This is a genomic window from Paenibacillus sp. GD4 (assembly GCF_030846225.1).
In the GTDB taxonomy this organism is placed as follows: domain Bacteria; phylum Bacillota; class Bacilli; order Paenibacillales; family NBRC-103111; genus Paenibacillus_G; species Paenibacillus_G silviterrae.
Genome location: NZ_JAVCYK010000002.1, coordinates 1,684,083 through 1,695,579, shown reverse-complemented (window position 1 = coordinate 1,695,579; position 11,497 = coordinate 1,684,083). Strand labels below are relative to the sequence as shown.

15 protein-coding genes are annotated in these 11,497 nt (G+C 49.6%); 3 read left to right on the top strand and 12 right to left on the bottom strand.

Annotated features, from left to right (window positions below; all coding sequences use genetic code 11):
• Positions 1-12: 12 nt before the first annotated feature.
• Together RAC89_RS30325 and RAC89_RS30320 are read left to right on the top strand one after the other, a co-directional pair.
• Positions 13-372: a helix-turn-helix domain-containing protein gene (locus RAC89_RS30325; RefSeq protein WP_306617384.1), complete on the top strand. Its 360-nt coding sequence runs from the start codon at positions 13-15 to the stop codon at positions 370-372.
• Positions 373-466: 94 nt separating this feature from the next.
• Entirely contained in the window at positions 467-655 is a 189-nt protein-coding gene (locus RAC89_RS30320) for an IS3 family transposase (RefSeq protein WP_306617878.1), read from the top strand.
• 92 nt (positions 656-747) lie between these two features.
• Here the strand turns inward: RAC89_RS30320 and RAC89_RS30315 are convergent, their stop codons facing one another.
• The 11 genes from RAC89_RS30315 to RAC89_RS30265 all read right to left on the bottom strand — a co-directional run bounded on the left by RAC89_RS30315 (position 748) and on the right by RAC89_RS30265 (position 10,229).
• On the bottom strand, positions 748-1,404 hold the full coding sequence (locus RAC89_RS30315; RefSeq protein ID WP_306617383.1) for a hypothetical protein: 657 nt from the start codon (positions 1,402-1,404) through the stop codon (positions 748-750).
• A gap of 25 nt (positions 1,405-1,429) precedes the next feature.
• Complete coding sequence (locus RAC89_RS30310) at positions 1,430-2,362, bottom strand: glycoside hydrolase family protein (RefSeq protein WP_306617382.1); 933 nt, start codon at positions 2,360-2,362, stop codon at positions 1,430-1,432.
• 23 nt (positions 2,363-2,385) lie between these two features.
• Positions 2,386-4,083 carry an alpha-L-rhamnosidase-related protein gene (locus RAC89_RS30305; RefSeq protein ID WP_306617381.1) on the bottom strand — a complete coding sequence of 566 codons (1,698 nt, stop codon included), beginning with the start codon at positions 4,081-4,083 and terminating at the stop codon, positions 2,386-2,388.
• Between the two features lie 146 nt (positions 4,084-4,229).
• A complete protein-coding gene (locus tag RAC89_RS30300) occupies positions 4,230-4,655 on the bottom strand; it encodes a DUF6843 domain-containing protein (protein ID WP_306617380.1) in 426 nt (141 codons plus the stop codon).
• 245 nt (positions 4,656-4,900) lie between these two features.
• Positions 4,901-5,404: a YoqH family protein gene (locus RAC89_RS30295; protein ID WP_306617379.1), complete on the bottom strand. Its 504-nt coding sequence runs from the start codon at positions 5,402-5,404 to the stop codon at positions 4,901-4,903.
• 156 nt (positions 5,405-5,560) lie between these two features.
• Positions 5,561-6,730, bottom strand: a complete 1,170-nt coding sequence (locus tag RAC89_RS30290) for a sulfite reductase subunit alpha (protein WP_306617378.1) — start codon at positions 6,728-6,730, stop codon at positions 5,561-5,563.
• Positions 6,731-6,951: 221 nt separating this feature from the next.
• Entirely contained in the window at positions 6,952-7,440 is a 489-nt protein-coding gene (locus tag RAC89_RS30285) for an 8-oxo-dGTP diphosphatase (protein WP_306617377.1), read from the bottom strand.
• 26 nt (positions 7,441-7,466) lie between these two features.
• A complete protein-coding gene (locus RAC89_RS30280) occupies positions 7,467-7,919 on the bottom strand; it encodes a GNAT family N-acetyltransferase (protein WP_306617376.1) in 453 nt (150 codons plus the stop codon).
• Positions 7,920-7,969: 50 nt separating this feature from the next.
• Entirely contained in the window at positions 7,970-8,953 is a 984-nt protein-coding gene (locus tag RAC89_RS30275) for a phosphotransferase enzyme family protein (RefSeq protein WP_306617375.1), read from the bottom strand.
• Between the two features lie 18 nt (positions 8,954-8,971).
• Positions 8,972-9,472, bottom strand: coding sequence for a GNAT family N-acetyltransferase (locus RAC89_RS30270; RefSeq protein WP_306617374.1), 501 nt, complete (start codon positions 9,470-9,472; stop codon positions 8,972-8,974).
• A 49-nt stretch (positions 9,473-9,521) separates the two neighbouring features.
• Positions 9,522-10,229: an AAA family ATPase gene (locus tag RAC89_RS30265; RefSeq protein WP_306617373.1), complete on the bottom strand. Its 708-nt coding sequence runs from the start codon at positions 10,227-10,229 to the stop codon at positions 9,522-9,524.
• A gap of 193 nt (positions 10,230-10,422) precedes the next feature.
• On the opposite strand from RAC89_RS30265, the gene RAC89_RS30260 reads away from it, so the two are divergent.
• Positions 10,423-10,581, top strand: a complete 159-nt coding sequence (locus RAC89_RS30260) for a hypothetical protein (RefSeq protein ID WP_284645038.1) — start codon at positions 10,423-10,425, stop codon at positions 10,579-10,581.
• Positions 10,582-10,661: 80 nt separating this feature from the next.
• On the opposite strand, the gene RAC89_RS30255 is transcribed toward RAC89_RS30260, so the two are convergent.
• The gene (locus tag RAC89_RS30255; RefSeq protein WP_306617372.1) at positions 10,662-11,411 is read right to left on the bottom strand and encodes a class I SAM-dependent methyltransferase; all 750 of its coding nucleotides are present in this window, start codon (positions 11,409-11,411) and stop codon (positions 10,662-10,664) included.
• Positions 11,412-11,497: the final 86 nt, after the last annotated feature.

Below are 11,497 nucleotides of genomic sequence, written 5' to 3'. Positions count from 1 at the left end.
GGGAGCTTTTTCATGTCTAAAGGAAAATATAATGCTTCGGAGAAATTCGCCATTCTTGAGGAAGTATCTAATGGGGAAATTGGTTTTCTGGCAGCTGCGAAGAAATATGGCATTAACAAGACGACTTTAATGAAATGGCAGCGTCGGTACAGAACGTACGGTTATGAAGTGCTAGAGCGCCGTACGCATCTTCAAAGCTACAGTGCTGAGCTTAAGCTTCGAGCGGTGAAATATTACCTTGAGGGAGGATTGTCCCAATACCAGATCATCGATAAATACAAGATTGCTAGTACGAGACAGCGTTTCAATTGGATTTACAAGTATAATGGTCATAGCAGCTTAAAATCCTATAAAGGGGAGCAAAAGCTATGACAAAAGGTCGTTCTACGTCTTTGCAAGAACGGATCGAGATTGTCCAGTATTGCCTGACCAATCAACATGATTACCAAAAGACAGCGGGCGGTACATCGAGAACGGTCCAATGGAATCTTTCTGGGGGACCTTAAAATGTGAGAAGTATTATTTGCACACGTACCATACTTTTGAGGAGCGTAAGAGGGACATTGAGGCCTGCATCCACTTTTACAATAACGAACGGTTACAAGCAAAACTAAACGGCCTCAGTCCTATGGAATACAGGACCAAGGCCGCTTAATTGATTTTTATTATTTGTACTGTCTACTTGACGGGGTGCAGTTCACTTAACGTTAAATTTATTTACAGCTTCTGCTTATAAAACTCATGATACTACATCTCACCGATATAATAAGCAAACACCTGATCAACCGGCTTGAAATACAGGTATCCGTCATCGTCCCACGGCTGAAAATGGAGATCCATTCGCGAATCGGTCCAGTTCTCCGGGGTTCCCTTCGTGGAGAGACGCCCTGGAACCACAGGATCTTCGACGACCTTCGGAAATTCCTGATAGCCGAACAGAAGATTCTCATGCATGGCGATGATCTCGTACTTGTCTCCCCCGAAGGCCCGCTCCTCCTGCAGCTGATAATGATAGTAAATGTAGCTGCTCATCATCTCCGGCTTCAGATGGGCGACTCGTCCCCCGCGCCTCTCCACCGGCTGCTTTCGAAGCCAATGCTCATATCCGGCAGGCTCATTGAAGTGAAATACATCTACCATCTGAATCCACTTGCGCAACTCGGTCTGCCCCGGCCAATCCGCCAGGTAAGGCAGCGCGGCTCCAGCCACCTCACCGGGTTCAACCGGCTGTCCGATGCATTCGTAGTAGAGAAACAAATTATTTCTCCAAGTAAAGGCTGCCGCTGTCATCAAGCGCCCTTGCTTAACGAGTTGCTTCGCCTGTTCACTCTCTTTCAAGGCGAGTAGGCCCGCTTCCTCTTGCCCTTTTTGCCAAGCTGCTCTATAGATCATTCTTAGAATCATGTCCGTTCAACCTCATTTCTTCAGATCATTCCGGCTTCAGCTGTAATACGAAGTCCTCATCGCGGTTGCATACCAGCTTCCCGTCCGCCACATCCAGCCTGGCCACCTGAATGGAGGATCTTCGCGCAGCATAAGTCTGCTCTTGACCGGTTTGATTCAATGCGCCATCCCGGTCCGGATGAGTAAAATAAAAAATGAATGCCTCATCCTCCTGCACAACCACATCCGCATGCAAGCCGATCGTTCCGTCATCCTCGCGTTGCCCCGGGGTATCGAGAATGAGACCGTTTCGCTCCCAGTCCGTCAGATTATCCGACCGGTACACCCCTTGTCCATGCCACTCGTCCACAATCATCCAATAGCATCCTTTCAGGCGGAACACATTAGGGCCCTCATGCGGACGTCCGGTGATTACCGGGCCCGCCACTTGCCAATCGTACAAGTTCACGCTGTCCGCCGCGTAGGTATGCGACCCATGGGCCTCGTCCTTGTACCACATCCGGAATCCCCCGTCCGGCAATGGATAAATGCAGGCATCAATCACACGATCGGAGCTGAGTTCGAGCTTGTTGCCAAATGTCCAAGCAAGCAGATCCGGACTGGTATAATGCAGCACCTCCCGTTTATGACCTGCCCACTGAACAGGTACCCCTTGAATGTAGCTGACGTACATATGGTACAAGCCTTCATGCCAAATGATCTCGGGTGCCCAGAACGTATTGCGGCCCCATTCGATGTCGAGACCCGTCAGCGTCCCCCGGTACACCCAGGTAGCTCCTCCATCGCGGGAAGATGCTACACCCAGATCCGTACCGTGCACCCAGGCAAAGCCGGGACCTTCCGCCGTAGCTCTCCGGTTCGTGTAAATCATCCACCATTCTTGGCATTTTCTGTTCCAAATAACGACCGGGTCCGCAGCCCCATCAAAAATAGGATCACGAAATAAAGGTGCTTTCATGCTCATGGTCTCCTCATCTGTAATCAATTCCTTATTACCCGTACACCTTCAGGTGCTTCTATCTCGGAATGCACGGATCCGTCCGCCTCTCTTGTGTGCTTTACTTTCACGATGCCGTACGGCGTGGGGTAAGTACCCTCCGCCCACACAAGATCACCTAGTTGAGGCGCGACCCGGATGGCCCGGCATCCCGGCTCAACAGGACGAATGCCCAGCACATATTCGGACAGCCAAGCCGTCGGACCGGACGCCCAGCCGTGGCACAGGCTGTGACGATAGCCCTGGTAGCAATAGCCGCCGTAAGTGCCGTGCACATCGGTTTTGCCTTCCGGTGTGAGCTCGTCAATCCGAGCCGCATTGTTTAGCCAGTCGATATCGAAATCCTCCCAGAACGTCGTTGCTCCAAGCGATAGCATGCCTCCCCAGTAGGAACGGATGCTGTCCAGACTTCCCAGGATATCTCCAGCTTCGCCGCGGGCCTTTAGTATGTAATAGCCGTAAAAGGTGGAATACCCCTTCGGAGAACCGGGAGCAATGACCTCTTGATTCGCCTCCCGCGGATCAAGCAGCCCTACAAGAGCCAGCAGAGAAGCAGCCTGCTTGCTGCCATTGTGATCCGGCGTTACTTTGCGCAATTGGGCCTCGATACGACGGCACAGCTCTCCGGTTTCGGAATCCCCCATCAGCTCACAGAGTCTTCCCCCGGCCTCCATACTCCAAATAAACAGCGCATGCGCTCCCGCCCTTACTCCTTCGGGATTCGTGGAGGAAGGCCAATCAAGGAAGGGATTGGGAATATCCACACTGCCATCCTCGCGGACACATGCCGCAAGCTGACGGAGTAAGCCGGTCATGTAAGGCTTCTGCTCCTTCAGGTAGCTCAAATCACCGTTCTGCATATACCAATCGTGATGCACGAGAACCCACCAAATGGAATAGGTAGGGAAGGTCGTCATCCAGCCCGGCAGCGGACTCTGATCCCGGATGAAATCCAGACTCCGAGGCACGACATCATGATAGCCGAAAACCGCCTGAAGCGTTGATATCTCCGGGTGCATGTCTCCCGTCCAAACCAATCGATCCCGCTTGATGCCATCCCACAAATAGTCCTGCATATTCAAATGAACCGTATACGCTCCTGCCTCCCAGATCCGGTTGAGCAGTTCATCATTGCATCGAAAGCTGCCTTGATATTCCACATCTTGCATAAGCGCAACGGCACGGACGCTGAGTAGCTGTACGAAGTGGCCTTCATCCAGAAAATCGATCCGAACGAAGCGGAAGCCGGTGTTTCCAATTTCCTCCGCTCCCATGAAGCTGACCTCGAACATACCGTCTCTCACGGCATGATTATTCGTTGCATTCGTCGTTCCTCCGAGCTCGCTCATCGCCTCCATCGCCGATTCCCCGAAGCGGACGCGCAGCCTTGCCGTTCTCGTCGTTTTATTGCTTCCTCCGGCAATACAGATCTGTACACCTCCATGCAGCTCCGTACCGAAGTCAAGCAAGAAGCCCGGCGCACTCCCTTCATGACGGAGGATACATGCCTTCTCCATCGGTGAGCTTAACACGGATTGTCCGTCGCGACCTGCGAGAAGCAGCTCTGTTCTTTCCAGCCGGGAACTGTCTTCCTTCGATTGCCAAATGATCCTGACCGGATCGATATAATACCGGGTTCGTGGATCCTGCTGAACCCGCGCGTTACGCCAGGCTTGCCACATGCTGCAAGCTCCTTTCGCTTTTTTACTACAAGAGTAACGAATACGCGGTTTTCCGGCAATCAGACTTTTTTATGGAATTTGCACTATTTTGGCCTGAAGAAACAAAGAAAGGCCCTCCGTCCCCCGAATGGCCTTCTGTTTAGTATTCATTTGTTGCTGTTTCTAAAGCTATCGTACTGTTCTTCACTGCCGATGAAAAATTCCGAGACGGTTATGTTTTCCGGACCGCCGCTTCGGGTAGATACCCCGTGAAACCTTTCGTGCTCCACTTTCCTCCGGTTGCCTTGACTGTCGATATAATAGACTTCAACCGGTCCGCTCTCCATACGGGAGGATGTCTTCAATGTACCCGACGCAGGAACATGATAAATATAGGTGTTGTTATTTTCCTTGGCCAGCGGCGGGGCATCCGGCTGTTCAAATATCGTTTGCACCTGTCCGACGAAGTTTTCGGGGAGTAAGTATATATGCAACGGGTTTCTGTTGACGGTTAGGATGAGAAAAAGAATGGCAAGCAGTAGAATCGCTAAGGCTACGATAACGGATTTCGGCAAGCCCGTTTTATTTCTCAATGGAATCTACCCCCAATAGATGCAGTCTATCGCTAAGCTAGTGTCCATATCCATGAGATGCTTCAGCAAAATACATGATGATGACAAATACACCTAGAATAGCACTCATAAACATCAAAGCAAGGCCGGTCCACCCGACGGACGATTTTCTTGGAGCTCGCCTTGATTTCTTGAACAACAGACTACCTACAACAAGCAGTAATACGATCATTATCAGGACATGATCACGCAAGCCACTCACCCTTTCAGCTAGATCCGCACGCCTGAAGCGTATTTTGCAAAACTACCGGTCCTAGCTCTTGCGTCCCCGTATTCGATAGCCGTACTTCTACTCGTGTAATTAAGGGAAGCTCCTGAGATATTTCATCGAACTTTCCTACCCAAGGGGTCCCGCCGAACCAGCTAGGCGTGTTTTCCTTCACTGGATGCATCGTAAAGCGCCAGCTGATTTCACCGGGGACTTGGGCAAAGCCTTCGTACCGGTCATACTCGCCAAAGACGGAGGGTGACGGAAGCCAATCCGCATAAATGCCCACACTTTGTCTCTCCCTTACCGGGCTCGTCGCGCTCTCGGCATAAGGTTTTCTCACCTTGGTAATTAGTGCAACTCCTTGCGCATTAGGAATTTCCTTCATCGTAGCCCGAAGCACCACGCTGCACGGGTAAGAAGCCTGAGGCTGTGCCTGCACTCTATGCGTGCTCGAAGCCAGCAAAGCCAGAACGATCCCCAGCGCGAACCATGTTCTCACGGTGCAACACCTCCTCAAAGATGAGGATAGTGTATCCAGATTCTCCCTTTTGCATCCGCCGCCAAACTGTTAAAAGCCCGAGGAGCTTAGATAACCGTGTATACTGACAAAAAGCGCCTTACCCCCGCAATAAGCGGAATAAGACGCTCTTTCCTTTTAATATACGTCGCGTTGGTAACGCCCTTGCTCCTGCATGTTGTTCAAGTAGGCTTCCGCTGCTTCCTGCGTCATGCCGCCCTCTGTTGCAATAATGCTGATCAAGGTGTTGTGAACATCCTTCGCCATGTACTGCTTATCTCCGCAAACATAGAAGTATGCCCCTTTTTCCAGCCATGCAAACAATTCTTTGCTGCTTTCAAGCATTTTATGCTGTACGTATACCTTTTGCTCCGAATCACGGGAGAACGCCGTATCTACTTTGGTAAGAACGCCATCCTTTTGATATTGTTCAAACTCATCCTGATATAGGAAATCCGTGGCGGATCGCTGGTCACCAAAGAACAGCCATGCTCTGCCCGGCGCTTTGGTCACGGCACGCTCTTGGATAAAGGAACGGAACGGAGCAATACCGGTACCCGGACCTACCATGATAATGTCCTTTTCAGGGGATTCCGGCAGGTTAAAGTGTTTATTTTGCTGAATGAAAACCGGTAGTGTATCTCCCTCGGGAAGACGTTCCGCACATTGCACGGAGCAAACCCCTTTGCGTACGCGTCCATGAGCTGTGTAACGAACCGCACCGATCGTCAGATGCACCTCGCCGGGATTCGCCGCGAAGCTGCTTGCAATGGAATACAGCCGCGGAGTCATTTTTCTCAGCAAAGACACAATCTCCTGGGCAGACGCTTTCCACGGGCCAAAATCACGCAGCATATCAAGCAAATCGCGCCCGTCGATATATTCCTTCAGCTGATTGGCGTTTTCATTTAATACCAGCTTTTGCAGCTCCTCGTTATCCGATAATTGCGCTGCCTGCTGCATAATTTTTTTGGTCAATAAGGTAATCTCAAAGTAAGATGACAGAGCTTCCTTTAACGGGAGTGTATCGCCCTGCTTACTAACCGTAACCTGTAGTTCCGGGTCCCACTTCATCTCTTCAAGAAGGGCAGCCACTAGCTCCGGATCATTCTCTGGATAAATTCCAAGGCAATCGCCCGGCACATAGGAGAGCTCCGAGCCCTGCAACGAAAGCTCAAGATGTCTCGTTTCTTTACTCGACCCGGCACCATTGAGATTGACATTCTTAAGTACCTTCGCTTGAAACGGATTGTTTCTAGAGAATAATGGTGTCCCCTTTGAGTTATCGACTGTATTCTCGGTAAGCATAATCTTCACCTCAACAAGTTGTATACATCTAGCATATCACATGATGAAACAATCAAATGTGTCTTTTCACGCACATATACCACATAATATCGTATTTGTTGCAAAAATGAAACTTTCCTGCCGCTTTATTTCGTCATGATACATCAATTTTCTTTGAATATTGTATGAGCTCAGTTGCTTGTATTACCACATAAAAGATGAAACATTTCACCGGAAAACGTTCACGAGCCTAGCATTCTAACCTTGTCCTCCAACGGGCTTTGACTATCCTCATCCCACACAACGGATATTTCGAAGGTCCCCTTCTCAAAAAAGAGAGGAAGCCTGCGTCGGAACCATGGCTGCATAGGTAACCGGAAAGCTTCGTCAATCGTAACCCATTGCAATTCTCCTTCCGGCGGGTTGGACAGCAGTTCTCCCTCAAACTCTCGGACAAGATAATTAAACACGATGTACCGATACTTCGTTTTTGGAACGAGATACTCATCAATCCCTTTAAAAATAAGATTCTCCGGCTTCACGATTAAGCCGGTTTCCTCCCTAAGCTCCCGGGCAGCCCCCTCGGTCATACTCTCAGGAAAGTCTATCTTGCCCCCTGGACCCAAGTATCCCGGGAACCCCAGCTCATTCGGACGATTTAGTAATAAAATCTTGTCTTGATCCTGCACAATACACATCGTATATAAACCGCAGTCGTTTTTAACCGGCATGGTCATCCCCCTCTACCCGAACCAAATTACCAATGTTTTTCCAGCCTTGGAGAGAAGCCGTTTCTCAAGTAAAACGGCACACTATCGGCGCTTGGCCAAAGAACCAGAAACTCTACATGATTCTCTTTAGACCACTGCTCCATGGCCGTATGGATTGTTGTTCCGATCCCCCGACCTCTATAAGCAGGGCGAGTATAGACGTTGGTCACATAGCCGAAATAAGGGTCCGCAGACTTTCCGGGTCTCGGAACCTTGTGGATAAGCTGAAGGTACATGTGGGATACAATCTTAGCTTCCGTTTCGGCAATCCAGATATGCCAATCTCCCCCGGACAGGGCTCTCTCCAAAAAATTACGGCATATTTGGTGGAACTCCACCTCATCAAAAGCAGCATTCGGCTGCTCCTCTAACGTATAGTCCCAGCGCATTCGAATCAGTTCATCCACATCGTTTAATGTAGCAATACGAATGTTAGCCATTCCATCACCCCTTCATGCCGATATGTCCTACTTGCCATGGGAAAGCTCATTTAAAGACAAGCCAACCGGTCGGGTAAAGACGTCCAATGATTCTCAATCCAATGCATTTCCTCCACAAACCTGCCGAGCAATCCGCGCAGCTCGCTTTTTGCGCGCACCTCCGTCCGCAGCCACCAGAGCGATTCAATAAGATACAGCATACTCATAGCCCGGTAGAGCAAACCGTCAGGCGTTACCGAATACACTCGGTAGCCTTCCATAAATGCGCTTGCAGTCTCCTGTACGAGCTGGCCGTCCTTCAGTGAGCCGGATAAGATAGCCCTGGCCACATCAATCTCAGGATACGCCACCGTCATTCGGTCGAAATCTACGATACCGGCCACTCCCTGATCATGCAGCACGATATTATCCACCCATAAATCCCAATGCAGCCAACCTGTCGGGGCTGCAGCAAACATCTGAATATCCATTGACCTGACAATCTCCTGCGAACGTCTTAGCCATTCCAGGACAACCTCATCTCCTGCCTCTTGAGCTTTGGCCTGATTGACCTTCCATTCCTGCCAATAAGCATTCTGATCCGGCTTCCAGGCAGGCTGATCCGGCATCGGCACCGAGCGCAGCCACTGATGCATTCGGCCGGTAGCGAGACCCAACTCATACATTTGAGAACGGGTAAGGCATCCCGCCTGAGCGGTATGTCCATCCACCCAATCCAATACGGTATAGTATGAACCCGACGGTGTCTCAAGGATATGCTGACCCTTGTAGCTATGAACCTTAGGACAAGGGATCCCTGCCGTATTCAGACCATTCTGGATTCGGAGTGTTTGTTCGATGCTGTTTTTTCTTTCCGGACGCGAATGCAGCTTGTATCGATCCGGATGATAGTACTTAACAAAGAGCGGCCCCCGGTCCGTATCCGTTCTCCATTTCACATTCAGCCAGCCTTTATCAATCGGCACCATATCGATTACGGTCAGGCCGAACAATTGGTTCAGATGCCCTCGAATTTCTGCAGCCTGTTTGTCCAAATCCTCATACTCCTTTTTCTATGTTTCCTTTGCATACAAACAGGTTGGGATATCCCGATTCCGCTTATTCAAAAACTGCTTCTCCAGCTTCATGCCCAGCCTCTCCGCAACTTTCCGCGAACCGACATGGTCAACGGGCATGCTGGCACAAATCCGTTTTAAGCGCAAACGATCCAGTCCATACTGCATGACGGCCCCGGCCGCTTCCGTCCCGTACCCGCCTTTCCAGTATTCGCAATCGATAATGTATCCCAGGTCGTTCTCCTTCCGACCATCGACCTCCAGCAGCAGCAGACCCGCGTCCCCGATCAAAGCATTCGTATGCTTATGAATGAGAGCGAAACGTCCGAAGCCTGTCGGGTACTGCTCCAAGCTTCGCTGTATCCACTGGCGGCTCTGCTCAAGAGTGAAGGGTGCAGGCCAAAATTGCATGGTGACAGGGTTCGATAATAAAGCGTGCAGCACCGGGAGGTCCTCCCAAGTGTATTGCCGAAGTAGTAGTCTTTCCGATTCCAGCATATTGCTTCCTCTCTTTCCTTTATGACTAGTTGCCCATCCGGGAGCTGTATTAATCTTGAAACAGTTCTTTGAGGATACGCTTCCTGTTTTCCAGAAAGGTTCTGGTGATTTGATAATGATCCGTATCCTCGTAAGCAATCTCCGATATGGTTTGGTTATCGAAGCTCAATATGTGTGCGCCAGGGTAGCCCAATAAAATGGGAGAATGGGTCGCGATAATAAATTGCGAGGTATCCGATAAGTCGTGAAGAATTCTGAGCAAAGACAGCTGCCTGGCGGGAGACAGAGCCGCTTCGGGTTCATCGAGCAAATAGAGCCCTTTGCGATGGAACCGGTTCGTAAACAAATTCAAAAAAGATTCCCCATGGGATTGCTCATGTAAGGAACGACCGCCATAATGCTCTTGGGCGCCGATATTGTCAATATGGGATGCGAATTGGTAGAACGATTCGGATCGCATAAAAAAACCGTTCGAAATTTTGGGCAGCCAGGATAACCGCAAATACTTACCAAGGGCGGAGCCCGAAGCATCCACCTCGTAGTAATTGTTCCTCCCGCCACCGGCGGTATTGAACCCGCATTGATGAGCGATTCCTTCAAGCAGTGTCGATTTACCCGAACCGTTCTCGCCTACAAAAAAAGTAATGTTATTTTTGAATTCCAGCTTTCTAAGGGATTTCACTGAGGGAATATCGAAGGGATATCGATTCTGGTGTTCCACAGTGTCATACAATAATTCAACGCTTCTAAGGTACATACGACAAACCCCTGTTCCCGTATCCGGACAAGCGAGCGCATCCCCGGTTTAGAGTGTTTTTCTAAATATACCCATTCCATTGCAAGAGTTCAACATGATTAAGCCGCTTGCTATGCAAGGGCCTCGGCCCTCTGAATATGAGATTGTGATAAGTCACATTTGTGGGAATAATAGACGCAGTGAGGTGAACCGAATGAATTCGAAAAAAGAAGATAACGAGAAGGAGCTGGCCTTTCTAAAGGAACAGCTGGGGATTAATAATCCTTCCCCTGACCAGCTCAAAAAGGCCTTGAAGGAGCTTGCCTCTCGTAAGGTTATCTCAAAGTTTACAATAAAAAGCGACAAGGAGTGAATCCTCGTCGCTTTTTTAATTGTAAGAAACACTCTCGGTCCAAATTGAAAAAGCTGCCGCTTGTCATTGCGCAGCCCCATTCATTTTCTTGCTATGATCGCGAAACGTTTGGAATTCGTCATTATTCCCTTACTTGTCGTGTTCTTAGCAATAAAATGGTCCAATAGCAAATAGTCCTGTTCCTCTTCCCCAAAGCCCGGGATGATCGGAGTATGCTTCAACACGAAAAGGAGATCTTCGAAGGTTTCGTAATACTCTTGCGAATCATATTCAAAGGATTGGATCTCCGTGAATCCTGCTTCCCTTAATTCTGTTATATATCGATGCTTGAGCGTCCCGTCCGGAGTACCGAAGGACTGTCCCCTTCGGAAGGCCTGTTTGAGGTTAAGCTTATCTTCCTCGCTTACCTGCTGTGTAAGGAATAGGCCGTCCTTGGCAAGAACCCTTGCTACCTCTTGAGCGTGAAACGGGGCGTGACGGCAAGATGCCACATTAAAAAAGCTATCGGGAAACCGGATGTCGGCGGTATCCATTAACATCATTCGAACATTGGTTTTCCCGGAGGCCTCGGCATTAGCGTGTGCGACTTTCATCATACCCTCGGAATTATCGATTCCAACGGCTAGCAAAACCGCATCGGCAACGGATAACAATGTTTCCCCGCCACCGGTACCTATGTCCAGAAGCAGATCCGATTTCGTGCACCGCTTAGCGACCTCATGAAAAAGCTCCCATGCAGCCCCTTCGGACTTACATTTCACTTTACTGAAATCCCAACCGTTCCATGCACCCACCCGATCGTAAAAATGCTGATATTCCCGTTCGTTCACATCCATTTACCCCTAATCATTGATTTCTGATAGCTGATTAGGCTACTATACCAAATTCTGCCGCCCTCTGAAAATATTTTTTCGAG